The 25,388-nt window shown below is 58.2% G+C and carries 30 protein-coding genes; 5 read left to right on the forward strand and 25 right to left on the reverse strand.

Annotated elements, in window-relative coordinates:
• The first annotated feature begins 67 nt into the window (after window positions 1-67).
• From LARV_RS01635 to LARV_RS01645, 3 genes are read left to right on the forward strand one after another with little or no spacing between them, the layout of a single operon-like run.
• Entirely contained in the window at window positions 68-589 is a 522-nt protein-coding gene (locus LARV_RS01635) for a hypothetical protein (RefSeq protein WP_152031653.1), read from the forward strand.
• Window positions 589-1,320, forward strand: coding sequence for a hypothetical protein (locus LARV_RS01640; protein WP_075071996.1), 732 nt, complete (start codon window positions 589-591; stop codon window positions 1,318-1,320). Before LARV_RS01635 ends, LARV_RS01640 begins: the two co-directional genes overlap by 1 nt.
• Complete coding sequence (locus LARV_RS01645) at window positions 1,271-1,846, forward strand: hypothetical protein (protein WP_152031654.1); 576 nt, start codon at window positions 1,271-1,273, stop codon at window positions 1,844-1,846. Before LARV_RS01640 ends, LARV_RS01645 begins: the two co-directional genes overlap by 50 nt.
• Before the next feature lie 2 nt (window positions 1,847-1,848).
• Here the strand turns inward: LARV_RS01645 and LARV_RS01650 are convergent, their stop codons facing one another.
• From LARV_RS01650 to LARV_RS01730, 17 genes are all read right to left on the reverse strand, one after another.
• Window positions 1,849-3,141 (reverse strand): hypothetical protein, encoded by a 1,293-nt coding sequence (locus tag LARV_RS01650; RefSeq protein ID WP_075071998.1) that lies wholly within the window; start codon window positions 3,139-3,141, stop codon window positions 1,849-1,851.
• 118 nt (window positions 3,142-3,259) lie between these two features.
• Complete coding sequence (locus LARV_RS01655) at window positions 3,260-3,736, reverse strand: hypothetical protein (protein ID WP_075071999.1); 477 nt, start codon at window positions 3,734-3,736, stop codon at window positions 3,260-3,262.
• Between the two features lie 38 nt (window positions 3,737-3,774).
• A complete protein-coding gene (locus LARV_RS01660; protein WP_075072000.1) occupies window positions 3,775-4,143 on the reverse strand; it encodes a roadblock/LC7 domain-containing protein in 369 nt (122 codons plus the stop codon).
• A gap of 34 nt (window positions 4,144-4,177) precedes the next feature.
• On the reverse strand, window positions 4,178-4,909 hold the full coding sequence (locus tag LARV_RS01665) for a DUF4388 domain-containing protein (protein WP_083522250.1): 732 nt from the start codon (window positions 4,907-4,909) through the stop codon (window positions 4,178-4,180).
• A gap of 7 nt (window positions 4,910-4,916) precedes the next feature.
• The gene (locus tag LARV_RS01670) at window positions 4,917-5,318 is read right to left on the reverse strand and encodes a hypothetical protein (protein WP_075072002.1); all 402 of its coding nucleotides are present in this window, start codon (window positions 5,316-5,318) and stop codon (window positions 4,917-4,919) included.
• Window positions 5,319-5,381: 63 nt separating this feature from the next.
• A complete protein-coding gene (locus tag LARV_RS01675) occupies window positions 5,382-5,753 on the reverse strand; it encodes a roadblock/LC7 domain-containing protein (RefSeq protein WP_075072003.1) in 372 nt (123 codons plus the stop codon).
• A gap of 10 nt (window positions 5,754-5,763) precedes the next feature.
• Entirely contained in the window at window positions 5,764-6,360 is a 597-nt protein-coding gene (locus tag LARV_RS01680) for a GTP-binding protein (RefSeq protein WP_075072004.1), read from the reverse strand.
• Between the two features lie 21 nt (window positions 6,361-6,381).
• On the reverse strand, window positions 6,382-6,909 hold the full coding sequence (locus LARV_RS01685) for a roadblock/LC7 domain-containing protein (RefSeq protein WP_075072005.1): 528 nt from the start codon (window positions 6,907-6,909) through the stop codon (window positions 6,382-6,384).
• A 298-nt stretch (window positions 6,910-7,207) separates the two neighbouring features.
• Entirely contained in the window at window positions 7,208-8,296 is a 1,089-nt protein-coding gene (locus tag LARV_RS01690; RefSeq protein WP_075072006.1) for a WD40/YVTN/BNR-like repeat-containing protein, read from the reverse strand.
• A gap of 4 nt (window positions 8,297-8,300) precedes the next feature.
• Window positions 8,301-8,573, reverse strand: a complete 273-nt coding sequence (locus LARV_RS01695) for a MoaD/ThiS family protein (protein WP_075072007.1) — start codon at window positions 8,571-8,573, stop codon at window positions 8,301-8,303.
• Between the two features lie 130 nt (window positions 8,574-8,703).
• The gene (locus tag LARV_RS01700; protein ID WP_075072008.1) at window positions 8,704-9,207 is read right to left on the reverse strand and encodes a methyltransferase family protein; all 504 of its coding nucleotides are present in this window, start codon (window positions 9,205-9,207) and stop codon (window positions 8,704-8,706) included.
• A 96-nt stretch (window positions 9,208-9,303) separates the two neighbouring features.
• Window positions 9,304-9,666 carry a DUF5655 domain-containing protein gene (locus tag LARV_RS01705; RefSeq protein ID WP_075072009.1) on the reverse strand — a complete coding sequence of 121 codons (363 nt, stop codon included), beginning with the start codon at window positions 9,664-9,666 and terminating at the stop codon, window positions 9,304-9,306.
• Window positions 9,667-9,673: 7 nt separating this feature from the next.
• Window positions 9,674-10,108: a hypothetical protein gene (locus LARV_RS01710; RefSeq protein ID WP_075072010.1), complete on the reverse strand. Its 435-nt coding sequence runs from the start codon at window positions 10,106-10,108 to the stop codon at window positions 9,674-9,676.
• Window positions 10,109-10,199: 91 nt separating this feature from the next.
• Complete coding sequence (locus LARV_RS01715) at window positions 10,200-11,078, reverse strand: hypothetical protein (RefSeq protein ID WP_075072011.1); 879 nt, start codon at window positions 11,076-11,078, stop codon at window positions 10,200-10,202.
• Between the two features lie 7 nt (window positions 11,079-11,085).
• A complete protein-coding gene (locus LARV_RS01720; protein ID WP_075072012.1) occupies window positions 11,086-12,117 on the reverse strand; it encodes a glycosyltransferase family 87 protein in 1,032 nt (343 codons plus the stop codon).
• 169 nt (window positions 12,118-12,286) lie between these two features.
• Window positions 12,287-12,958 carry an MBL fold metallo-hydrolase gene (locus tag LARV_RS01725; protein ID WP_236709900.1) on the reverse strand — a complete coding sequence of 224 codons (672 nt, stop codon included), beginning with the start codon at window positions 12,956-12,958 and terminating at the stop codon, window positions 12,287-12,289.
• Window positions 12,959-13,036: 78 nt separating this feature from the next.
• A complete protein-coding gene (locus LARV_RS01730) occupies window positions 13,037-14,152 on the reverse strand; it encodes a WD40/YVTN/BNR-like repeat-containing protein (RefSeq protein WP_075072014.1) in 1,116 nt (371 codons plus the stop codon).
• A 265-nt stretch (window positions 14,153-14,417) separates the two neighbouring features.
• Here LARV_RS01730 and LARV_RS01735 point away from each other — a divergent pair, with 265 nt between their 5' ends.
• Window positions 14,418-16,196, forward strand: coding sequence for an ABC transporter ATP-binding protein (locus LARV_RS01735; RefSeq protein WP_075072015.1), 1,779 nt, complete (start codon window positions 14,418-14,420; stop codon window positions 16,194-16,196).
• Window positions 16,197-16,369: 173 nt separating this feature from the next.
• Here LARV_RS01735 and LARV_RS01740 read toward each other — a convergent pair whose 3' ends face one another.
• The 8 genes from LARV_RS01740 to LARV_RS01775 form a co-directional block, all read right to left on the reverse strand.
• Window positions 16,370-20,038 (reverse strand): beta strand repeat-containing protein, encoded by a 3,669-nt coding sequence (locus LARV_RS01740; RefSeq protein WP_075072016.1) that lies wholly within the window; start codon window positions 20,036-20,038, stop codon window positions 16,370-16,372.
• A gap of 48 nt (window positions 20,039-20,086) precedes the next feature.
• Window positions 20,087-20,620 (reverse strand): phage tail protein, encoded by a 534-nt coding sequence (locus LARV_RS01745; RefSeq protein WP_075072017.1) that lies wholly within the window; start codon window positions 20,618-20,620, stop codon window positions 20,087-20,089.
• A 29-nt stretch (window positions 20,621-20,649) separates the two neighbouring features.
• Entirely contained in the window at window positions 20,650-21,141 is a 492-nt protein-coding gene (locus LARV_RS01750; RefSeq protein WP_075072018.1) for a phage tail protein, read from the reverse strand.
• A gap of 16 nt (window positions 21,142-21,157) precedes the next feature.
• Window positions 21,158-21,670 (reverse strand): phage tail protein, encoded by a 513-nt coding sequence (locus LARV_RS01755; RefSeq protein ID WP_075072019.1) that lies wholly within the window; start codon window positions 21,668-21,670, stop codon window positions 21,158-21,160.
• Between the two features lie 30 nt (window positions 21,671-21,700).
• Window positions 21,701-22,009 carry a DUF6916 family protein gene (locus tag LARV_RS01760; protein ID WP_075072020.1) on the reverse strand — a complete coding sequence of 103 codons (309 nt, stop codon included), beginning with the start codon at window positions 22,007-22,009 and terminating at the stop codon, window positions 21,701-21,703.
• Entirely contained in the window at window positions 21,999-22,490 is a 492-nt protein-coding gene (locus tag LARV_RS01765; RefSeq protein ID WP_075072021.1) for a GNAT family N-acetyltransferase, read from the reverse strand. The genes LARV_RS01760 and LARV_RS01765 overlap by 11 nt, the downstream gene beginning before the upstream one ends.
• A 10-nt stretch (window positions 22,491-22,500) precedes the next feature.
• Window positions 22,501-22,857 carry a twin-arginine translocation signal domain-containing protein gene (locus LARV_RS01770; protein ID WP_236709901.1) on the reverse strand — a complete coding sequence of 119 codons (357 nt, stop codon included), beginning with the start codon at window positions 22,855-22,857 and terminating at the stop codon, window positions 22,501-22,503.
• Window positions 22,858-23,045: 188 nt separating this feature from the next.
• Window positions 23,046-23,591 (reverse strand): nucleotidyltransferase domain-containing protein, encoded by a 546-nt coding sequence (locus LARV_RS01775; RefSeq protein ID WP_083522251.1) that lies wholly within the window; start codon window positions 23,589-23,591, stop codon window positions 23,046-23,048.
• 510 nt (window positions 23,592-24,101) lie between these two features.
• Between LARV_RS01775 and LARV_RS01780 the strand changes: the two genes are divergently transcribed.
• Window positions 24,102-25,337, forward strand: a complete 1,236-nt coding sequence (locus LARV_RS01780) for a beta-xylosidase family glycoside hydrolase (protein ID WP_075072023.1) — start codon at window positions 24,102-24,104, stop codon at window positions 25,335-25,337.
• Window positions 25,338-25,388 lie beyond the last annotated feature (51 nt).

The raw sequence follows: 25,388 nt of genomic DNA on the forward strand, positions 1-25,388 counted from the left end.
TTGCCTTTCAAAACCGAAACCGGATATACCTTTCGAACCCGTACGAATGTACAATAAGGAAGTGAATGTGAACAAACTGGCCCATTCCCTCGCCGTCAGCCTTCTGATTGGGCTGCTCATCGCCCTGGCTGGTTGCGTCCCGGCGGCTGCCCCGGTTGCACAGGCAACCCTGGCGCCCGCATCCGCCGCCAGCGTCGCGCCGGCCCAACAGGTCACGCCCACCTCGCTGTCGGGTGATGCCAGCCTGCCCGCACTCCAGTCCGGCGCGCTCTTCCGGGTGGTCAAGCCCGACGGCAGCGCGGTGATGTTCACCGTCGAGGATGTCAAAGCCCTGCCGCTGGCGCAATACATGACCGAGGGCAAGGTGGAAGAAGGCCCCAAACTGCTGGATGTGCTGGCCAGGGCCGGGGTCGATGAATTTAGCGAGGTTGTCATCAGCGGGCCCAAGAGCAGTCAGACGCTCACCCGGGCCCAGGTGGATGACCAGACCGTACTCGACCTGACCAACCGCGGCACGGTCAAATTGGCCACGCCGGCCATCACCAAAGCGGACTGGGTCAAAGACGTCGATTTGATTCTGGTGCATTGATGCGAATATTGATTGGAATCGACGATACGGATAACCTGGAGACCGAAGGCACCGGCCACCGCGTGCGCGTGCTTTGCCAGCGCCTGATGGAAGCGGGCCTGGCGCAGGGGCGCGGCATCACCCGCCACCAATTGCTGGTCTCGCCGGAAATCCCCTACACCTCGCACAACAGTTCGGCCTGTCTGGATGCGGAAACGGTCCCCGAGAGAATGGATGAAATCTGGGCGGCCTGCCGCGCTTTCCTGCTGGCCGAAAGCGCGCCCGGCTCGGACGCCGGATTGTGCCTGGCGGCCTTCGAGCAGGCCGGCCCCCGGGTGCGCGCCTTTGGAACCCGCGCCAAAATGGAAGTGCTGCGCAAGGCAGAAGCTCAATCGCTGGCAGATGCCGCAGACATCCGCCTGGAAGGGCTGACCGGCACCGGCGGCGGGATCATCGGCGCACTGGCCGGTGTGGGGTTGCATGCCGCCGGCCAAGACGGGCGTTTTTTATGGATGCCTGGCCTGCGCGAAATGACCGGGGAGCGGGTCTCAGCCGGAGAATTGGCCGAACGCACTGGCATCGGCGCAGTGCTGACCCTGAATGGCAGGGCCCTTGGACCACAGGAATGGATCGATCTGGGCGCCTGGCCGCGGCCGGTTTTACGCGCCGGGCAGGCCGTGTTGCTGGTAGAGGAGGACGAGAATGGATGGCACTGTCTCTCAAAAGAAATCGTTAAGCAGCTTTCTGAATAGCGCAAACCTGACAGCGCTCGAAGCGTTGTTGATGCTGGGGGTCGGCGCTTCCGCGGTGGTGCTGCACCAGGTCCTGCGCGCGCCGCTCGATTTGCCCGGGCGCCACGGTTTGGAATGGATGGCGCTGCTGGTCATCGGGCGTTCGTTTGGGCGCTCGCGGTATGCGGGCAGCCTGGCCAGCATCGGCGCGGCGATCACCGCGGTGCTGCCCATGTGGGCCGGCTTCGACGATCCCCTCATCTGGCTCATCTACCTGCTGCCGGGCCCGATCATGGATCTGGCCTTCGCGCGCTTCTCACGCTGGCAGGGTAACCTGGCTTTTCTGGCCGTACTGGGTGGACTGGCGCATGCCACCAAACCGCTGGTGCGCTGGGTGATCAACCTGGTCACCGGATTCCCATACGGTTCGCTGCTGTGGGGCGTCGGCTACCCGCTGGCCACCCACATCCTCTTCGGCGCCGCCGGCGGTTTGCTGGGCGGGCTGGTGGTGTGGGGCGTCCGCCGCGCGGGACGGGCCAGGAAATAAGCTCAGTGCGTAAAGAGTAGAGAACCGCGGGCAGCGTCCCAGCGCAGTCCGCGCAATGCCTTCAGGCGTTCGAGGCGCTGTTCCAGGTTCTGGGGGGTCAGGTACAGTTCGCGCGAGGCGCTCCATTCCCAGGATTCGAGCGATGACAGGCCGCTCCATTCGCCCACCTCGATATATTGCATCAGCTTCCGGTCGGTTTCATCCAGGCCCAGATCATCCACCGCAGCGCGTTTGGAAAGCAGGCTTTCGATGCCCTGCCAGTCGTATCCGGCGCAGCGCAGCAGCGACACGGGCTGTTCGGCCAGCGAATTCAGCACTTCCAGCGCCGGTTCACTGTCCAGGCCTTCGAAAACGGGGGTCAGCAAATCCAGCAGCTCACGGCAGCCCTGGCGCAGTTCCTGAATCATTTCATCCGTCAGCGCCGAGGTGTCGCTGGTGGCCAGGTTGCCGTCGTTATTATTCAATATTCCCAACAAATAGGTCTTGCGGCGCCAGGGAACAATTTTGCCAACATGAATGACGCCGTACTGGCTGAAATCCACCGCTTTGAGCAGCAGCGCCAGGAATAAAAAGGTTTTGGCGCTCACCGATGTGGCCGAAAGATCGGCATCCGGGAAGCGAAATTCGAGATGAAAATCGCTGACCGCGCCGGAATCATCGAATTGAACGTGCTGCAAATTGAAAAAGTTTTGGTGCTCGGGGACGCGCTTGCTCTCTTTAAGGATCTCCTTGATTTCCCGCATGGACATCGTAGCCGGGGAATGCTGGATCATCTCGATGTGAGAGGTATAGTTGCGGCGCCGGCACAATGCTTTGCGGGTATCGCCGCAACTGGTCAGGAAGCGCAGTTCGGGCGAATAACGCCGCACCAGGTTCCACAGATTGGCCAGGATGATCTCCGGCACCGGTTCGGCCAGGCCGGGGGTCAGCAGGTGAAAGTGCAGCCCGCAGGTGGCGCGAGCCCGCCCGCCCTTCTCCAACAGCGCGCCCATGATGGCCGAAAGCTGCTTTTGCAGCGACCGAAAATGCGGCTGGCGGCCGATGATGCGAATCTCCACCCCGCAGTGTTCTTTTCCAACGTCCAACACGCCGTTGATCCCCAGCGAATTGAACGTCCCGCTCGGCGCCAGCGCCTCGTTCACCGCCGCTTCGAAGCTTGGCCGGTCGATGCCCTTCGGCGTGGCCACTTCCAGTTCCATCCCGATTTTGGTCACCTGGTACAGCAGGCGCTTCCAGTAACTGGCTTCGTCCAACGATAAGAGATCGGAACGGCGTAAGAAGATGGGATCTTTCATTAGCATGCACTCGGTTTCGTTGAATAATCTTTCACGCCCGGAATAAACTTGCAACCAGGCCCTTCTTTGGATTAAGAAAGGGCCTGGCAGAAATTTCGATCCGATCCGCCGCGGCGGATTACTGCATGGTCTGAATTTCGATGGTGCAGGTCTTGGTCCCTTCGTCGTATTTGCGGCTCAGGAAGCGGTTCTTGTGGCCGGTGCCTTCGCGCAGGGCGGAGGAAGCCATGCAGAACATGCTGCAGTAGAAAGGCTGCACGCCGTGGCTTTGCAGTCCGTTGCACATCGTGCAACCTTTACAATGATCGCATTCAATGGTGATATGGTCGCCCGTAAAGACCGCCTTGCCGTCTTCCATCAGGCCCAGCTCATCCACCGACAGGCGGACGATTTCGGTCAGAATTTCATCCGGGGTTTCGCCCTGCACCTCGAGGCCGGCGGCCTTTTCAGCGCGCGCGACCATCATATCGCCGATGGTTGTCGAGGTGGCGAACGAAGAATCGCCGAACAATTCCCACATGCCCTGGGCCAGACCGAAGACGGTATAGCTCAACATTTCGAGCAAATTCTCTTTTTTCTTCTCTTCTGTAGCCATTTTCGTTTCCTCAGAGTGATCTATATTGATAACCAGAATTAACGGGGAATTGCATCCCATAACTGCGCGTCGTAATCATGGATGACCATACGGGCCACGCCCAGGGGCGCGTCGTTGGACAGGCCGAGCAGGGCGATATACGAACCGTCTCCGAGTTCGTTGATCAATACCATTCCGGTGTTCGTTGAGATCAGGTTGTCTTCCACTTCACCGATGTTCAACTTGTCGGCGACTTTGGCGGCCAGTTTGGCGACCATGGTAAACCGGGCCGCGACAACGGACGTATCGATATTGATGAATTGCTCATCCGCAATGGAGAGGCCATCCGAGCCCACGATTTCGATAAATTGCAGGTCGGCGCCCAATTCATTATGGATATCCTGAAGTAATTGGTCGAGTTTAGACATTCCGCTATTCCTTTGTATTCAGTCCGTCCACGCCTTAGCGCGGCATCACCTTGGAAATACGCTCGGAGTAAATGCCGCTCATCAGGCGCAGATTGCCCAATACGGCGGTTTTCCGGTCGGCAATGATGCCGATGAAATGCTTCTTGTCCGGCAGGTGGTGCATCAGGACGTAAGCATTCCTGGCGGTGAGCAGGTTATCCTTCATGACGATGCTGCTGTCCAATTTGGAGACCGAAGTATCCACCAGTTTGAGAAGCAGGGTCATCTGGGCGCTGACCATGTCAACGTCTTCTTTTTCCTTGGAATAAACGGCAATCGGGAGGGCATCCATGCCCACTACCATACCGGCGACGAAGCCGGTGATCTCGTTGCCCATTTCCTTTAAAATGTCTTCGATCTTCTGTGCCATCGTATCCAGTCCTGTTACAAGGGGTTGGTCAAATAGCTGGTCGATTTCATTGGCGTTTTCATCGAGAAGGCGCGCGCCTTCCAGAAGAATACCCGACCAGTTCTGCGTGATTGTGGTTTTCGGGGAAGTTATTCCCGCATCCAATGAAAATTCACCGTCTTCCCAGCGTATGATCTGATAGACTGCCTCCTCTCCCTCCACATTGCCGCACACTGCATGAGTCATGTTGCCGTCTTGAAAAAAAACGATGGCCGACTGGTTGGCGTGCCTGAGCGTCAGCCGGGCAGTTTTCTGCTCCATGCAATTGTGTTGAATCAAATCGGTAATCGTCATATCTGCAAGTGTGCCTTGCATCATTGCACCCTCACTTCCAGTGTTTGGCCCACACGCTGCTGATCTGGTTGATCGCGTGTGCTGTGATGCGTCGATAAGTGTGCTGCCGGTCAGCCATCAAAACTGCCAGGATGAAATCGTGCTTCTTGGCAGAAAAAGCCCGGCAAATCAATAACTGCCCGTTGGAGTCGACAATGCTGATCTCTTCGGCCTGAGCGATGCCCAGGCGTTTCTCGTTTTGCGAGATCGTTTTTTTGACCATGGCCACCGTGGCGGACTGCCGGTCTGAGTCGAAACCCTCACGGGCTGCAAAAACAATCGGAAGGCCGTTCTCGTCCGTAAGCACGGACGCGAGAAAATCGCCTTCTTGATTCATCTCTTCCAATATTTGGGTAAAAATATCCGTTACCGATCGTGATTCATCGAATGTCATGTCGTCGCTGCCAGGTTCAAGGGATATTCTGTTGTAAACCGATTGGGGATGAAATCTTGCAGTCTAGATTTCGAAGACTTTCTGAATTGCCGTAATCGTCTGAGCCATCACCCGGCGGTAGGCTGTATCCTTGCCCGGGATGAGGAATGCCAGCACCAAATCGATCCCGTTGGCCGAAAACGGCCGGCAGATGAACAGGTTGCCGTTGGCGTCTGACAGGCTGAACTCCGTGGCGGCTGAAATTCCAAGCTGCTCGGTTGCCCGGTTGGTGACGCGCTGGATGATCCCGACCAACGCGGCATGAATTTCGGAATTCAACTGGGTATTAGATGCCGAAGCAATTGGGAAACCTTCCCGATCGGTGAGGACGGAAGCCAAAAATTTACCTTTTTCTTTTGCATCGACCAGTATCCTGGATATTTCGGTGGAATTCATTCTGCCTCGTTTATTGTCGTTTTTCTCTTGCGGTTGTTTGGATAAAGCGGATTGTTTCTCCGCAGATCAACTTGACGGTTTCCAATACCCCCCTGCCGTTCACAGCAACCGCCCCAACAACCGGGCAATCTTTGGCATTCAACAGGGAGCGCATTTCTTCTTCCCCCAGAGCGCCATCGGCATCCTGTTTATTGAGTTGAATGACGACCGGCGTGCGCTCGTGCAATTGATGTTCGCGCATGTGCATGTGCAGATCACACCACGAGACGATATTATCCAGCGCGCGTTCGCGCGCGGAGTCGGCCACGAAGACGATTCCGTCGGCTCCCTTTAAGACCACCTTGCGGCTAGCCTGGTAATAGGTTTGACCCGGCACGGTATAGAGTTGAATGATCGGCACCAACCCGCTAATGCGCCCCAATTCCAATTGCAGAAAATCAAAAAACAGGGTCCGATCCTCAGCAGTCTTTAATGAAACCAGGTTCGAGCGTCGATCGGGGGAGGTGTGCGCGTGAATGTATTCGAGATTGGTCGTCTTCCCGCTCAATGCCGGACCGTAATAGACGATCTTGAGGTTAAGTTGTTTTCTTTTGTAATCGATAATCATCCCGAAGATTCCCCCATGCGATTACATGCGCCAGAGTTCTTCCAGGCTTTTATCGATCTCACTGCTAAAGTCCACCTGATCGATATCAAGCGAGGATTCGGAAGGTTCTTCTTCGACCGGGGCATCCGCAATCTCGGCGATCAATTCAGCGGCCCGACGGATCACCAACCGCGTCCAACCCAGGGGTACATCGGAGGAGACTTTGAACATCAACACCAGATTTGGCCCGGCATTGACGATCCAGGTATTGATCTCAGGCCCCTCACGCAGGATCATGTTGTAATTTTGAACTTCGCCGGTAAGATGCGCCATTTCCTGGCTGGCGGCCATATCGCTGGCCACCAACGCGCCCAGCGCCACCGGATCGGCTTGTTCGCGTTTTCCACTAACGGAAATGACCTGCCCGCTGCTGTCGGCCAGCAGGATATACTGGGCAGGAATTTTTTCCATCAGGCTGGAAAGCACCTTGTCGATGGCTTGATCCTGGGAAGGGTAAAGAATTAGGCCACAGCGCAGAATCGTGCTGGCCTCAGCCTTGGGGATTTTCATATGAGAGCACCTCCACTGGGGTAATCGGTCTTCCTTGTAATGAACCGGTCCCCCATGGTTTTAAATACAAACAAAGCCCATTGCCAGACACAGCAATAAACCAATTTTCGGGGAAGCTAATCGGTTTTATTCTTGGTAGGTGAGTTTATTATAACGTTCCTTGTGAAAAACCTCCTTAACACTCCTGTAAAGTGAGAATTGGATTAATTTCAATCCGTAAAATTAATGATCTTCATCCTCGCCCGAATTCAACCGGGAAAAGCAGTTACCCGGGCAATCTTTACGGTTTTTGTGAGGCTCAGCCGCCAAAACGGGCCGAATAAATTAATGGATAGTTCGTTCCCAGGCATTCCCAATGTTCGCCGTCGTCCTCCGACAGGAACAGGTTCCCAGAGTTGGTGCCGAAAACCAGGTCCTTGCCGGCCCGATCGGCGGCATGGCGCAAGGCGTAATCATAACAATTCTTCTGCGGCAGACCCTCGCGCAGCGTCTGCCAGGAGCGTCCGCCGTCCGACGTCCGGCACACACACAGCGCTTCGTCGATCGCCATACGCTGCTCGTCGCTCTTGGCCGGGAAAACCCAGGCCAGGTCCGGATTACCATCATCCATCAAGATCGGGAACCCAAAACGCGCCGGGCCGTTTTCCTGCATCGCCGCCTGCCAGTTTTGGCCGCCGTCTTCGCTGCGATAGATACCGACATGGTTTTGCTGCATCATCACCTGCGGGTTGGCGCGGTTGGCCGCCAGTAAATGCGTATCGAAGCCCACTTCAGGCGTCGGATCGGGCAGCCAATCGGCTCGCAGGCCCTTATTGCGCGGCGTCCAACTCTTGCCCCCATCCCAACTCTCGAATACCCCGGCCACGCTGATGGCCACCCACACATGGTTGCTGTCACGCGGGTCGACCAGAATGGAATGGATCCCGGGCTGAGGGCGGCCGCCGCCAAACCACTGTGTCTTGCGGGAAGGATGATTCCAAAGGCTCTCGACCAGTTCGAAGTGGTCGCCGCCATCGTTGCTGATAAACAAACCGCCCGGTTCCGTGCCCAGATAGAGACGCCGGGGTTGGTCCGAACCGCCAGGCGCGACCAGCCAGATGTAACTCAGGCTGGCAGGCGTCCCATCCCCAAGTTCGGCGCCGGCCGGATATTTGGGCAGTTCGACTTCCTCCCAGGTCTGCCCTCCATCCTGCGAACGTTGTAATTTCGGTCCCCAGTGACCCGTATCCAACGCAGCCCAGATCGCTTCACTGCGCGGATCTCGAAATGAATAGGATACGGTCAGTCCTGGGAATGCGTGCCGCACGGTCTTCCAGGCGCCGGCGCTGTGTTCCAGCATCAATAACCCTTTTCGCGTTCCAAGTAGTAGAGATGTACCGCCGTTCATCGTTTCAACCTCCTGATAACGCCTGCAGGATAAAAATCGTATCATTGGCCTGAACCGGATCGGAGAGCGACTCGCGGTCGCGAATCAAATCCTTCCCGATAAAGATGTTGACGTGCTCACGCAAGCGGCCCTGGTCGTCGACGAAATAGGCGCTCAACCCGTGATATCGCTCTTCCAGCGCTGCGATGACGGCTGCCACAGTGCCGCCTTCCACCTCCGCGGTTTGCAGAGCCGGATAATAACGCAACAAGTGTTTGGTAAATCGGACCGTTGGCATTGCGCACCTGAAAATCGTTAGCCGAATCAATCTATCGTAGATAAATATTATATATATTTACAATGAGGATTCAAGAAGAATCCCCTTAACACAGCATATATTATTTTTTCGCCTGGCTGCAATCTGATCCCTATGCCGGATGCCAGGGCGTCAGGCGCGGAATCCAGCGCGGAACGTTCTTCCTGTATTCGCGATATTCGTCCCCGAAGCGTTTTTCCAGCCCCGGTTCTTCTGAAGCGATGAAATAAATGGTATTGACGGCAAAATTCAATACCGCCAGCAGGGCGATGCCGGGCGACCGGAACAGGAAGGCCTCACCCGCCTGAAGGATGATCAGGGACAGGATCATGGGATTGCGAACGTAGGCGTACATGTTCGCGATCACGAGTTTGCGGGAGGGATCCCAGGGCATGATGGTGCCGTCGCCAAGCAGGATGAACATGCGGATGGTCAAAATGAGCAGGATCAGCCCGATCCCGCCGACCAGCGCGCCCAGGATGCGTAGATAAATCGAAGTCGTCAGCGCCGGCCGGGCGAATTTAACGTTCTCGGCCCAGACAATGACCCATGGTATCACCAACCCCAGCATGGCAGGCGCAATGAAAGAACTGAGGTGTCGCCAAAAGTTCTTCATCTTTCACCTCCCGCTTCGAATCAGAAAACCGGATCGGCCATCGTGAACCGGCCTGATTCCATTATAGCCAGTAGGCGGGCCTGTGGGACACCTGACTTATCCGGCCTGTTCCCAGGCAGAACGCAGCCAGCCGCGCACCTCGGCATCGAGATCGTTCGAGGAATTGAGTTCGAGGTGGTGCATATACCGCCCGCGCGCCGGTTCGACGATTTCCTTCCAGCGCCGGGAAGGATCCCGCTGCGGGAAAACCAGCGACAGCACCAACGGCGCAGTCTGGCGTCCGCGCAGATATTGGCCCGGCATCCAGACCCAGGCGAACGACCGGACGCGCCGAAAGGCAATCTGGCTCTTCGTCACCGACCTCTCGGCCGGGCCGATTTCATCGATCAAACGCGCGACCGCCTCGTATAGCTGCCGGGATGCGGGTGGATCGCGGAAAAAGTCATCCACCGCTGACATGACTTGCTTATGACTCTGACCGCCGGAACAGGTCGCCAATCAGCAGCCCGCCGCCCACCGCCATTGCCGCTACGGCCAGCCAGTAGAGCAGGATGCACCCTGTCACCACGCCCCACCAGATGCCCTCCGGCTCGATGGCGCCCGAGGCCAGACCGCTGAGCGACGCCACGGCCATCCCGCCGACCAGGAGAACGGCTGCCGATCCAAGGCTCCACCCGACCCAGTTCCGCCGCGAGCGAGCGCGCAGCGCCGCCCACAGCAGCGCCAAACCGCCCGCCAGCGCCACCGGAAAAAATTCGGCGGGCATCAACCAGTCGAGCAGATAGCGCCGGCCGGCGATCAGGCTGGCCAGGCCAAAAATAAACGGCGCCAGAGCAGTGAAAGCCGTCAGTACCGTGCCCAGGATGGCCAGAAGTTTGGTGAAACCATCTCTTTTATCCATGCGGGTACCCTCCTGAAAGGTGAACAGGCCGCGTCATTTTCATCATACAACTTTTCAGGTGGAGAAACGGATGAGATCGATCGAAGCGCCCCTAGGATGCCGCGGCTTCGGGATCGATCTTCTTCTGCCTCGGTTTGCTGAAATAAACCCCCATCCACAGCACCAGCGCGAACACATTGCCGGCATGCCAGCCGATGTTTCCCAACCAGTTGGCCAGCAGCGGCGTCCACGAAAGCAGCCAGGTCAGAATCATCCAGCCGGGTTTCATGCGCCCCAGCGCCGGCATCAGCAGGTAGAAATGGTATGGGAAAAGATGCGGCGTTATGAAGCTGCCGGCGGCCATCAACAAATCCTCATCGCCGCGCGAGAACCACAGCAGCGGCAGCGCCACGATTGCCCCCCACGGGAACAGGGAAATATCCTGGACCCACTCCGCGCGCCAGTCCGGCGCGAAGGTGCCCATCAAGGCCTGCGGCCAGAGGCCCCAGATGAGCAGCGTGAGGACGCCCCAAATCGCGGCCGCGATAAACCACTTCTTTTTTGCGAATAATGCGAAGGTCGAGAGCTGGGGTTTCATGGTCACCAGCGGCACGCCCCACGGCATCAGCAGCAGGCCGGCCAGCACCAGCCCGTCCAGGTTGCCCAGGATCATCAACCACACGGTGGGCAGCGAAAGCAGCGCCAGGACGATCGGCAAAGGCGAAGGATTGTAGCGGTAGGTCCGGTAGATGAGCGCGAACAGGGTGATGGCGACCAGCAGCGGCCAGTTCAGGAATTTGACCACCACCGCCGACCAGGGCGTCCAGATCGGCGAAACCGCGCCCTGACCAAAAAAGTGCACCCAATCGAAGCCCTGTGGAATGAATAACCCGGCTCCATAGAGCAGCGCAAACAGCCCCACCCAAGCCAATACCGGCTTCCAGTGGATGGGATGGTCATGCAGGTAATTGTGAATGGGATTTGGAGTCATCAAGGTATCATTTCCCGGCCGTTCGAGGCAATGGCTTTTGTTTTTGATACAGCATCGCCGCCAGAATTCCGGGCGCGATGATCGTAAAGGCATACCAGGCCGTATTGTTGGTATAGGCAAACAGGATCACCAGCCAACCTGGGATGGATAAGAGAACGGCCGTTCTCAGGATTGATGGATCCTCCAGCAGCGGGATGAGCTGGATCAAATCGTAATCATGCACCAGGGGGCTGACCACGAAACTCCAGACAAGCATCAGGTCGAGCGAGACGGTTTTGTGATTCAACCGCCAGACGACCCACAGGAGCGCCGCCGCGATGCCAACCAGGAGGATCCAGAACCCGGCCTGCGCGGGAGAGATCCAATACAGCAGCGTCCGCGGGACGAAACCGGAAAGCGCTCGTTCGAACAACGGGCGCGGCGAGCTCAACCACTTCGCCGGCCAATCCGGCATCACCAGGAACCCGGGCAGGTAAAGCGCCAGCATGGCGATTCCCCAGCCCCAGGCCTGGCGTGGGATGCGGCGCTCCTGGCGGAAAGCCTTCCACCACTGCCAGACCGCAAACAGCAGTGGAATCATGCCCAACTGCGGTTTCAGCAGGGTCAGCGCCAGAAAGATGCCGCCCGCGATTCGATCCGTCGGGTTGTATTTCCGGTAGCCCCACAACCCCAGCATTCCGAACACGGCCGATTGTCCGCCGGCAAAATGCCCGAACAGGGGCGCAAAGAGCAATACCAGCGGGTTGCCGCGTGTGATCGCCAGCGCCACCACCACCGGGCCCAGCAACCAGAGCGCCAGGCTGAGCGGGCGCGGCAGCCAGGAAAACAACGCGAATACCATGACATAGGGCATGGGATAGTAACTGTTTTCACCGTAGACTTCGCTGCCGGCCAGCAGGTGCCCGCCAATCCGCATGAACGTCTCATAATCGACCGGTCCCTGGTTGGAGCGAATGGCAAACCAGGTATACAGCAGGTAAGGGATGAGCAACAGGATCAGAAAGATGAGTTTGAGCAGGCGTTTTTTTTCTGGGCGCATGGCTGGATCATATTGTGAGGAAAAAAAAGCAGCTTGGATTTCGTTCTATTGTGCCACAACCCGGACCCGCTGCCGGCCAATCGAAGGCCCGAATTTTGACTGCAAAGGGTTTGTAAGGAGATCGTCCGAAGAAATTTTTCCAAACCGAAAGAGGGTGTTCAAGAAGCGTTCAGGGTTGGATGTGTTGCAGCGCCGCACCGCTGATCGGGCGGCGGGAATGGCCGCTGTAGATGGTCCGGGGTTGGGCATTCTGTAAATGGCGCAGGCTGCCCGGCAGCGATTCCCAATGCGTGGCGAGCAGATTTTGCAGGTGCGGCTGGCTGGAACTGGCGATCAGGTCGGCCGCAAAAGCCGTGCCGTCGCCCAGCACCAGGCAGGTATGCCCGGGGGTGTGGCCGGGCGTATGCAGAACGGTCGCGTCCAGGCCAAAGCGTTCCAGGGTCTGGCCGTCCTCCAGGGTAAAATCCGGCGGCGTGGGTCGCAACGGCCGGAGGAGCCTGGCCACCGGTTGAGCCATCGGATAGATCCGGCTGCGGCCGCGCGCGGAGCCGAGCGGCGATTCACCCCGGGCCAGGAAATCCGCATCCGCCGGGTGGACGCCAATGCGCGCGCCGGTCAGCTCGCGCAGGCGGGCCGCGCTTCCGTAATGGTCATAATGCGCGTGCGTGATCCAGATCAGCCTGAGATCACTGCGCCCCAGTTCATTCAGTCTGGCCAGCAGGATGTTTTCCTTGCCCGGCGTGCTGCAGTCGATCAAATACAGGCCGTGCGGGTATTCCAACAGGAAGAACTGTCCCAGGCCGGCGGGCAGGATATGCAGGATCAGAGAGTGAGGGCCCATCATGATGCAACGATTATACTGTTAGTTCCCTAAAGAAAGCGTTTCAACCGCGCTTATGTACCGCTAAATGTCGATGGATCATTTTGAAATTTGTGGCAGGTAGAGCGACAACGTGGGAGCCCGGCCGTGCAGGATGACGCCGCCATTCCCCACTGCCCAACCATCGAAGGGTGAAACCAGGGATACAGAATTGAGGGTTGCCGAAACCGGGCTGGGGACCAGCGCCCAGGTATTGCCATCCCAGTGCCCGATATCCCCTTCACCTCCGACAGCCCAGGCGTCGCCGGCGGAAAGGATATCGATGGAAGGCCGGCCGCGGATCGGGCTGTCGACGGCCGTCCAGGATGTCCCATTCCACCGCAGGAATCGGTTTTGCCCTGAGACAGCCGTCCAGGCCGTATTCGGGTCTAAAGCCGCAATCTCTTCGAGGATGAAACGGATGCTTCCACCCGGGTATTCCGTGAGCGGATGTTCGACCGCCGTCCACGAAGTACCGTTCCAGTGCAGGATGCAACTGCGCAACTGCCGGGTGGGTTGCACCAGTTCGAGTCCGACGGCCCAGCCGTCTGTATCGCTCAGCATCGAAATGGCCGAAAAACGCAGGTACGGGAACGAAGTGTAATCCCAGGCGCTGCCGTTCCAATGCAGGATGGTGCCGAGCGCATATTCGGGGTTGCAGGGCTGGCCCAACGAGCAGACAAAAATACCGCCCGCGATCCAGGCGCTGGTATCATTCGGCACCGAAACATCGGCCATCGCGAAAGGCCAGGGCGGAGATGGCAGCGGCACGGCCACCCATTCGATTCCATTCCAGCGCAGGATGACGCCGTAATAGGGCGGCGTTTCATCCATCCCGATTGCCCAGCCGTTGTCTGCCGAGGACATGGAAACCGCGGCAAGCGTGGTCGTGGGCGTAACCGGCGCGTTGAACGCAATCCAGTTCTTTCCATCGAATCGAAGCACCGTGCCGTTATCGCCTACGGCCCAGCCATCGTTTGCCGAAAGCATGGCCACAGAATTTAGATCGGCTGTAACCGGACTCGAAACGACCGACCAGGTGTAGCCGGCGATGGGCGAACTCACGGCTTCAACGGGCGCGTTTGCCAGGCCCACACCGGACGGGCCGGAAAGATCAGCCATGCCTACGGCGATGAAGAAAGCCACCGTGATCAGAAGGACTGGGGTCTTCATCATGGTACCTTCCTCGAAACCATTGCGGATTGGCTTTTAGGCGGCCGGATTGCGTGCGATGATTTGAACGGATCGCGATCCAGGCCGGCCCAACAGGATCATCCTTTTCATTATATAGAGCGAGCGGGAAAAAGAAAGCCATCCAGAAAAGATCGGGAGGCGCCGGCCCTCAGTACGGCAAAAGAACGGCGAAAAAAAATAACCGCCCGAATCCTTTTTTCGATTCGTCATATAATCGAGTGCTGTAATTTATCGGAACAGGATCGTTATGAATCAACCCCTTCTCGAACACAATTACCAGGGCGAATCGCCGCTGCGCACGCTCTGGTTTCTCTTCGAAGGCGACCGCCTGCACCTGCTGGCGGCCACGCTGCTCTTCGTCATCAAGCACAGCCCGGTGTGGCTGATGCCGCTGCTGACCGCCAAGATCATCGACGTGGTGGTGCAGCACCGGCCCATCGCCGAATTATGGTGGAATGCCCTGGTGCTGGTGGTGCTGCTCTTCCAGAATATCCCGATCCACGTGCTCTACATGCGCCACCTGAGCGCCGCCCTGCGCCGCATGGAAACGAGCCTGCGTTCGGCGCTCGCGCGCCAGATGCAGCGCCTTTCGATCGATTTCTTCCACCAGGCCAGCGCAGGCGTGCTGCAGAACAAGGTCGTGCGCGACGTGGAGACCATCGAGCAAATGGTGCGCCAACTCTTCGACGGCGGGTTGAGCGCGGCCTGCAACCTGATCGGCGCGATTGTCATCACCGCGGTGCGCGCGCCGGCCTTTCTGCCGTTCTTCGTGGTCATGGTGCCCATCTCGGCCGCGCTGGTCAATGCCATGCGCCGGACGTTGTCTGCGCGCAATAAGGAATTTCGCGCCGAGGTCGAACGCATGGCCGCGCGGGTCACCGAGATGACCCATCTCATCCCCATCACCCGCGCCCACGGCCTGGAACGCAACGAACTGGAACACATGGACGAAACCCTCAGCCACGTGCGCGAGGCCGGGCTGGAACTCGACTCGTCCACGGCCGTCTTCGGTTCGATTTCGTGGGTGACTTACAACGTTTTCAATGTGGTGTGTCTGGTGGCAGCGGCCTGGGCGGCCTATACCAGGATCATTCCCATCACCGCCGGCGACGTGGTCATGTTGAGCGGTTATTTCGGCAGCCTGACCAACGCCGTCATGGGACTGGTCAACCTGATCCCGGCCATCAGCAAGGGTTTTGAATCGATCCATTCGGCCGGCGAGGTGCTCGAATCGCCCGACCTGGAGCACAACGAGGGCAAACTCGCCGTCGAAACCGTGAAGGGCGACTTCAACTTCGAAGCCGTTGATTTTCGCTATCCGGACGGCGATTCGGCCGTGGTGCGGGATTTCAACCTGAAGGTTGCCCCCGGCGAAAATATCGCCCTGGTAGGTCATTCCGGCGCCGGAAAATCGACCGTGTTGAACCTGGTGATCGGTTTTGTCCGCCCCACCGGCGGGCGCATCCTGTTGGACGGCCGCGACATGCAAGAGATCGACCTGCGCACCTACCGGCGCTTTATTTCCGTCGTGCCGCAGGAGTCGATCCTGTTCGAGGGCAGCGTGCGCGAAAATGTCACCTACGGGTTGGGCCGCGTATCCGACCGGGTGATCGAAAGCGCCCTGCGGGACGCCAACGCCTGGGATTTCGTGCAGAACCTGCCGGACGGCATCGAAACGCGCATCGGCGAGTACGGCGCCAAGCTCTCCGGCGGGCAGCGCCAGCGCCTGGCCATTGCCCGCGCGCTCATCCGCAACCCGCGCGTCCTGATCCTGGACGAAGCCACCTCGGCGCTGGACAGCGAATCGGAAGCGCTGATTCAAGAAGCGCTGGCGCGGTTGATGAAGGGCCGCACCACCTTCATCGTGGCTCACCGGCTCAGTACCATTCGCAACGCACACCGCATCGTGGTGCTCGAAGACGGCCGGATCGCGGAAATCGGTTCGCACGCCGAATTGATGGCCCGGGAGGGCGTCTACGCGCGCCTGCAATCCGTCCAGGAATCCGGCCCCCAGATCGAAATCTAACGAATGCCGGACTTGCCGACCGCGGGCGGGGAGGGTTGGATCGTTCAATCGATCTTGGCCGCACCCAGCACAACCCCTCCCTGTTGGTTAACTCGTCGGTATTGTTGCCCGAATTAAAAGGGGCAGCCGTTTGTGAGGCTGCCCCTTTGTTGATCCTCGTCAGGGTCCTGAATTTATTTATAGATCATCGGCATGATCAGCACGTACGGCGCGAATGCGGTCTGTGTGCCTGTGCTGGCGACAAAATTCGGGCCGCCGCTGTAAGTGACGGTGAAAGTATTGTTGCCCCGCGGGACATCCGGCGCCGTCACCGTGGCCCGGCCGTTGGCATCCAGGGCAACCGTCGTGGTCGCCATCGACCCGCCGCTGAAGGTCACCGTGCCGGTCGGGATGCCCGCGCCGGGTAACACAGTCGTCACGCTCACGCTGAGCAGCGCGTCCTCCTGGAATAATCCACCCCCGTAGGTGACTGCCAGGGTCGAAATCGTGCCCGCCGCCGAAACGACCTGCGTGACGGGCGTCGTCAGTGTATAGAATTGGAAATTATCATCCCCATTGTAAATGGCGCGAATGGAATGGTTCCCCGCGCTCAACTGGCTTTCACTGATGACAGCAATGCCGTTATCCAGACCGATCATCGTGCCATAATTTCCATCCAGGCTAAACTGCACCGTACCGGTGGGGGTTCCAGCATCCGAAGTGACCGTCGCTCGGATGGTAATTGCCTGCCCGTAGATGGATGGATTGGGAGACGTCTGAAGGGCGAGCGTCGCCGCCGCCTTTTGAACGGTCAGTGTAAAAATCTGGCTGGTTTTACTACCAGTGGCATTATTGGCCGTGATCGACACCGGGTAGCTGCCTACCGTACCCAGAGCCGGCGCCCCAGACATTGTAGCCGTGCCGTCACCGTTGTCGCTAAAGATGACCCCGGAGGGCAGCGCGCCGGCCAACGTGAGCGCCGGTGTGGGGTATCCCGTGCTTGTCACGGTGAAGGAACCTGACGTGGCAACGGTAAATTCGGCATGGTCAGCGCTCGTGATCGCCGGATTAGCGTAAATTGTGGAAGCGGCGCTGTCCGAGTTGTTGGTTGTCACCGGATCCTGAGCACCCGTACTCACAATGGCCGTGTTGGTCAGCAGTGAACCCGGCGTCGCCGCCGCGTTAACCGACACGGTGATGCTGAACGTGGCCGTTGCGCCCGATGGCATTGAATTGAGGCTATCGCTGATGGTGTTGCCGGCATTCGAGAGCGTAAAGGCTGGCCCATTGGTCTGGCTCTGTGAAACAAAGGTTGTATTCACCGGGAGCGGATCGCTTAGCTGAACATTCGTGGCAGCGTCCGGCCCGTTGTTCCTCACGCTGAGGGTATAGGTCAACGTACCGCCCACGACGCCGTAGGATGGCGCGCTCTTGCTGATCGACAAATCCGCGGCCGGGTTCACCGTCTGCGTGACAGGAGAAGCGCTGCTGACGGCAGTAAAGTTTGCATCCCCAATGTAGCTGGCGCCGATACTGTGATCTCCGTTGCTCAGCGTGCTGGTCGTCAGGCTGGCGCTGCTGCCGCTCAGGTTAACCGGTGAGCCTAAGCTGCTGCCATCCACGCTAAACTGAACCCCGCCAGTGGGCGTACCCAAACTTGAACTGACCGTCGCGGTAAAGGTGACTGTCTGCCCATTGTAGGATGGGTTGGGAAGGACGGTCAGGTTGAGCGTTGGCGACGCTTTCGCAACGGAGAGGGTAAAGTTCTGGCTGGCATCCACAAGGCTGGCATTGCTGGCTGTGAGGGTGACCGGATAGTCGCCCACCGTGCCCAGCGCGGGCGTCCCCGCCAGTGTAGCCGTGCCGTTGCCGTTATTGGTGAAAGTGACCCCAGCCGGCAGCGAGCCGCTGAGGGATAACAACGGGGTTGGGTAACCCGTGGCTGTGAAGGTAAAGGACCCGGCGGTGGCAACGGTAAAGGAGGCGGTTGCGGCATTGGTGATGGCCGGCTTTGTATAAACGATGGAGGTGGCTGAGGATGAGCCGTTTCCCGGCATGGGATCCTGAGCTGCGGAACTGACACTGGCCGTATTGTTCAGGCTCGATCCCGGCGTCGCCGTCGCATTCACGGTCGCGACGATCGTAAAGGTGGCCGTCTCCCCGGACGGCAGGCTGCTGATGGTGTTGGAGATCGTATTTCCGGTGTGCGAAAGGGTAAAAGTCGGGCCGGCAGTCTGGCTCTGCGAAACGAAGGTCAAATTCGCCGGCAGTGGATCACTCAGCACCACGCTCGCGGCCGCATCCGGGCCGTTGTTGTGGACCGTAAGGGTGTAATTAATCGTATCTCCCGCCACGCCAAAGGCCGGGGCGGTCTTGGTCACCCCGAGATCGGCGTTGGAGGTGACCGTCAGGTTGGCAGGCACAATGGCATTATCGACCTGCGCGCTGGCGCCGGCCAGTCCATTGGCTGCTCCGCCGGTAAATGTGGCGGTCGCCTGGCCATTGGGTTGAATGGAAGTTTGTTGATTCGAAAGCGAACCATTGACGGCATTTGCCCAGTTCACCGGCAGGCCCAGCAGGACGCTGATATCGTTCACTGTCAGCGGCTGCCCGGCTGAATTTTGCAGGAAACTGGCGGTCAGGGTAGCGATTCCTCCAACTGAAAGGGCATTCGGGTTGGCGGTATGCGACAGCACGATCCACGGCGCGAACGTCAATCCGGCGTTATCGGTCACGGCCAGGTCGCAGCCAGAGACGGTCGGACCGCCGTTGCAGCCCCACCAGTTGTTGGCGGCCGTCGTCGTGGCGTTGTTCAGGGCATGATTGAAAATACCGCTGCCAGCGCTGCTGGCCTGATTGCCGGTGAGACGCGAGGTACTGATATTGAGGGCGGCGGAATCAACATAGATAGCCCCGCCTTTGGCGTTGGTTCCGCTGGCGACGTTGGCCGTGAAGGTCGAGTGGTCGATGGTCAGGCTGCCGGTATTGATCTGAATGGCTCCGCCGTAAGCGGCGCCGGCTGTGGAACTGGTCGCCTGATTGCCCGTAAAGGTCGACCGGCTGATCGTCGCGGTGACATTATTGAGGTAAATGGCTCCGCCGCCGGACGGCCCACTGAGGGCGGTATTGGCAACTTGGTTCCCGCTAAACGTAGAATCGGTAATATTCATAGTGCCGGCGTTCCCGGAAGCGATGTAGGCGATTGCGCCGCCCGGGCTGGCAGCCGAACTGTTGCCGGTAAAACTGCAGTTGGACACGGTCAGGTTGCCGCCGGCCATTTGCAGCGCTCCGCCCGGCTGGGTATTGAAGCCGGCGTCGGGTTGGCTGACGCGGTTGTTGGTGAAAACCAGGTTGTTCAGGGTCAGCGTGTCGGTCGGGGCCCATATGCTGCCCGCCAGAATGCCCGCACCGCCGAAATGGTCTCTTTGATCGGCGCCGCCCGAGATCGTCAAACCGCTGATCGTGACGTTCACATTTCCGACAACGTCGTAGTCAATGCTGATGACGCGATCGATACCGTTGGTCTGGTGGAGGAGGGTGCTGGCCGCACCGGCGCCGTTGAGCACAATGGTGCGGTTGCCATCCGGCGCGATTTGGAGTTCTCCCAGCGTCAGGTCATACGTCCCGGCCGGCAGGGAAATGGTGGTGGAAGCGGCCGAGAGGCTGGCCTCCTCGATGGCGGCGCGCAGACTGCATTGGCCGGTCGGGTCGATGCACAAGCCGTTGCCCGGCGCCGCATCATGGGAATCGGCAGAAGTGTTGACGGTAAAGGGCCCGGCGGCCTGCGCGAAGGGAACGGGGGTAAACGCCAGGGCCAGGACAACCGCCAGAGCTGAAAAGGGCAGCCAAAAGTTTTTCTTCATTGGAATTCCTGTGATTCTGGGTTAATGCGGCGCAACGGATCGGATAGATCAACCTCGGGATGGGAAAACACCCTGAAGCGCAATACAAAAATTGAGCGCGAGATACGGCGGCATGTTATTGTGCGGCTGGCTTCCGCCGCTCGCGTTGAGCGCCTGCGGGCTCATGCCCACCTGGGTCGTGGTGCCTGGTGCGTACATCTTGATCGGCGTGCGGCCGGTATGGGCCTGGGCCAGCACGCCGCCGGTCGCATCGCTGTTGGTGCCGGGTTGATTACTGACCATCAAGGAATGTGAATGCACAGGCATCTCGGTGCCATCCAGTGTGACCGACGCCTCTCCACCGCTATCCCCGATGAAATAATTGGTCAGACCAACCCCCTGCCCCCAGTGAATAGGCGCGCTATCCTGGAAGTTGGGCAGCGCGAAGTTTGATTTACCATCTCCGCCGAAGTTTGTGCCCAGCAGTGAAAAAAGGGCTGTATTTTGATACAGGGGTATCAACTGGCCATTGCAGGTGGCCCAACCTGACGGCGGAAAATTGCACGCAAAGATGCGAATCTCAGCAAGGAAGGGTTCTGACACGAGTTCTGCTCCTGACTGCTCGCGAGGCGTCAATCCCGACTCGGGAAGACACCGGACAAAGCGATACAAAAATTAAGCGCCAGATAGGGCGGCATGTTCGGGTGAGGCTGATTGCCTCCGACGTTGGCCACGGCCGCCGGATTCATGGAAACCGCGGGATTATCGGCATAAGCCGGGACGTTTTCACTGGCGCACAGATTGCCGCCGGCGGTTGTTGAATTGGCGGCGGCGCTGCTGGCGCTGACCGGGTGATTATGTACAGGAATCTCAGGGACGGTCAGCGTATGCGCGCTCTCGCCGCCGGCTTCGCCCATCCGTTCGAGGGAATGGATGGGCATGCGGCCCTGTAAATTGGGCAGCGCAAAATTGACCCGCCCGTCGCCGCCGTAGGTGGTGCCCAGCAGGGCAAAAAGCGCCTGATTTTGTTGGATGGGCAGAAGCTGTCCGTTGCACATCGCCCAACCCTTGGGTGCGAAACTGAAGCTGAAAATCCGAATTTCAGACATATAAGGAACTGACATAAGGGTTGCTCGCTTTCTAGGATTGCAGCGGATAGAGCCCTTCGAAGGCAATGATAAAGCTGACCGCAAGGTAAGGCGGCATGTTGTTGTGGGGCTGGCTGCCGCCGGCGCTGCCCAACGCAGTTGGATAAGCGGGCTGCAGGCCGTTCAGGTCAGGAGTGTACTGCGCTCCCGGCCAGGAGGCCCAGACGTGCCCATCCGGGAAATTGTATTCACCGTTCACCGCGACCTGCGGGGTATGCGTGTGCGCGGGCATCTGGCCGATGGCCAACGGCACATTCTCGACGCCGCCCAATTGACCCAGAGTGTATGTCGCGCCGCCGCCCGCGCCCGTGTGCAGCGGAAAACGGCCGCACAAATTGGGCAGCGCGAAGGTTTCCTGACCGTCGCCGCCGTAAGTGGTGCCAATCAGGGTAAAGAGGGCCTCATATTCACTGATCGAGAGAAGCTGTCCATCGCAAAACCTCCAGCCAGGCGGGGCAAAATTCCCGCCAAAGAGCCTGATTTCACCGATATATGGATCTGCCATTTTCCTTCCTTTCGGTAAAGACCCGTTATGCTAGCGGGTCGGTTTTAGCAGGTTGAAGACCGCCTGGTATTCAATGCCATTTTCCCGCCGGCCGACCGGCACCAGGAACAAATCCATCTCACCCAGCTCGGCGTGCCGCAAATGGTAGATATGCTGCGGTAGCATACCCTCCTCCGGGCCCAGAAAAAACAAGGAGAAAGACTGCTGGCCGGGCATCTCTTTGAGTTGCGAGACCTCCTCCAGTTCCAGGTCGACGGGTTCCGGCAGCACGTTCAACGCGCGGAAACGGGTGTGCAAACAGCCGGCGAACGCGTCCCGCGCGGGCAACTCAGCGCTCATCTCGATCCTCCTCTGAACGCCATTCCATCTCCAGATAAATTCCGTTTTCCGAGACGGCTCGAAAACCCAGGCGTTCGTAGAGCCGCCGCGCCGGATTGAAGCTCTCGACGTGCAAGACCACGGTCTTGTGCGTCTGGCACGCCTCGTTCATCAGGTCGCGCAGAATGGCCGTGCCGGTGCCCTGGCAGCGGTATTCAGGCAGGAGGGCGATGTCCATCAAAAGCAACGTTTTCGGCTTACGCTCGACGATCAGGCGGCCAATGCGCGCGCCGCCCTGCTGAATAATAAAATATTCGGCTTCCGGATAATAAGCGGCATAGTGGCGGGATTGGGCGTCAAACTGCATGCTCGTAAAAGCCTGTTTTTGCTCCGCGCTCCAATCGACCAGCGCCAGCTCATCGGCGCGCGTGCTGGCATAGACCGCCAGCAGAAACGGCGCGTCGTCGGTCTGAGCCGGTATGAGGATAAAGGCTGTACTCATGCCGGTCGATTCAGGCGGCGCTGTTTCGCAGGGTGCGCCATACGCGCGCGTCCGGCGAAGAGAGCGTGAAGTGCATATTGCGCAGGCCGACCTTGGCGAATACCTGGCCATCGCGCTCCATCAGGTCCAAAACCGCGCAATGGCTGCCAAAATCAGCCGTTTGCTGCCAGGTCTGGCCATTGTCGCCCGATTCGAGCACCCGTCCATCGGCGGTGCCGCGCAGCAGCCGGCCGTTGAATGCCAGATCCACGGGCTGCGGCGCTAGAACGGCCGCCGTGACGCCGTGTACGGTTGAGGATTGAATGGCCATTCCCGCCAGCGCGCCGGTGGCAGCAGCCATGGTTTTAAGAAAGCTCCGTCGGTTCAATGACATCTCCAATTCTGGGAGCAGAGGTAAACCGTGTAATGGATATTTACCCCCCGGAAAGATTGTTATATTTTGTTTGAAATGGGTTAGGAAATCAAATACTGATGGTTATTTTACAGCAATTTCAATTCGAGATCGTAAAATCAGGCGATTAAATTAGATGAACATCCAATGAATCTCGCTCGAGATCATTCGCCCCAATTTCCAATATCGTTTTTCACATAAGCGCTGAATTCATCCGGAATGGGCAAACCAAAATGCCGGCACAGGGCCCTGACATCCCGGTAGTCGTTCTCGTCGATGGCGTACCCGGTGTGAAATTTAACCAGCCACTCCGGGGTGATGCAGCGCACCCGTTTCCCGCCGACGGTTCCTTGCCCCAGAAGCGAGTCGAACGGATAAGGCACGCCGTGAACCAGCTTGCCGTTGGCGTCGAAGGTGTACGAATGCACATCGATGCGGTGTCCTTCCGCGTCCCCCAGCACGAAGTTGCACTCCCAGGAGTCATCCAGCGGCACCTCGGAATAACCCCGCCCGGCCAACAGGTCGCGCAGGCGCGGCGTATCGGCATGCTGCATGGCGATATCCAGATCCGCGTGCCGGCGGGTCACCCGGCCCAACTGCGCGTCCACGGCCCAGCCGCCGTCGAGGATGACCTCGATGCCATTGTCTTCCATCCAGCCGACGAATTCGATCACGTCCTGCGCGGTCATTTCCGGATCGGATTGATCCATGTGAGATACCTATCCCATCCTATATAAAATTTTCTCAAAATGATCTCCAATCTTAGCATCAATTATAAGAATTTAATTCTTTACAAATCCAATGGATATTACCAAATATAATGTGCTATCATAATTTTAAGGGGGCTCGTCAATACTTGTCAGTTTACAACATCTCCTTTACGAGCTCCGTATGTCACACGGGCACCCAACTGTCAGACAACCTGATCATCATACTCATCCATCCTGACTACTTTTCCTTGAATGGCCCATTCCCCAAGCAAATCGTCCTATATCGAAGAAGGTGAAATTTCGACAAGCTAGAGTCGCACGGTAAAGATGTCTGTCTCGCCGGGTCGACTCTCAGGAAGGTGTTCGTGTCCGCAGGATTTGATCTCGAGAGGAGGGATCAAAATGGACACCCAACTATTCAAACGATTTCTCAAAAGGACCACTAAATATGCGACACTTCTACTATGCGCAGTAGTCGTGTTTACGCTAAATTTCGCTGGAGTCTCCTCGATGGGCTCGCCCACCTGGAAGGATCCTTTCGACGCTCCGGTACTCCGCCCTGAATGGACCTGGATCAATGAAAATCCGGATCGGTGGAGCCTGACCGAGCAAAAGGGATCTTTGCGCATTTACACTTCACCTTATGGCGCCGGAGGAGAAAACCTGCTGCTGCAATTGGCGCCCAGTCAGGATTTTACGATTGAAACCCGCCTCCTTTTCGAACCAACGTCGAACTTCCAAATCGCCGGGCTGGTGATCTATGAGGACTCGGAGAATTTCCTGCAATTGGGACGCGCGTACTGCGACCCGGGCATTCCTGTCTGCGTCGGCAACGGCATCTATTTTGACGATGTCTCCAATGGAGTCTGGTTCCCTGATAACTTTGCCACTCCGACAGCCAGCCCAAGCATGATCTATCTGCGGCTTGTTCGCCAGCAGAGTATCGTCACCGCTTATATCAGCGAAAATGGGACCGATTGGCGGATGATCGGCGCGCATAGCATGCCGGAAGACTTTGTGATAAACGGAGTAGGACTGACGGCTTCGCAAAATTTCTCTTACCCCGATGTTCCACCCATTCCCGCCGACTTCGATTACTTTCACCTCAGTTGGTCGTCGCCATCTGTCATACCCAACCGCCGGGATCCCTTCAATGCTCCGGTGCTTGGCCCGCAATGGCGCTTGATTAACGAAAACCCGAGCACATGGAGCCTGACCGAGCAGAAGGGATCCTTGCGCATTTACACTTCGCCTTACGCTGCCGGGGGTGAAAACCTGGTGGTGCAATCGGCGCCCAGCCAGGACTTTGTCATCGAAACCCGCCTCCTTTTCGAACCAACGTCGAACTTCCAAATCGCCGGGCTGGTGATTTACCAGGACACAAATAATTTCCTGCAGTTGGGACGCGCCTATTGCGACCCGGGTATTCCTGTCTGCATCGGCAACGGAATCTACTTTGACAATGTTTCCGATGGAGTCTGGTTCCCAGATAACTTTGCCACTCCGACAGCCAGCCCAAGCATGATCTATCTGCGGCTCGCCCGCCAACTGAACACGGTCGACGCTTATATCAGCGAGGACGGCAGCGTTTGGGTAAAGATAGGGTCTCATACACTGCCGGAAGACTTCGTGATCACGGGTATCGGTCTGACAGCATCCCAGAATTTCAGTTTCCCCGATATCCCGGCCATCCCAGCCGATTTCGATTATTTCACCTTGGTCTCCGAACAGCTTAAATCCTATTGAGCGCCGTAAATTGGCTCTCTGCCCGGCGCTTGGCGGGCAGAGAGCCGGCAA

Origin of the sequence: Longilinea arvoryzae, assembly GCF_001050235.1 — a bacterium.
GTDB classification, from domain to species: domain Bacteria; phylum Chloroflexota; class Anaerolineae; order Anaerolineales; family Anaerolineaceae; genus Longilinea; species Longilinea arvoryzae.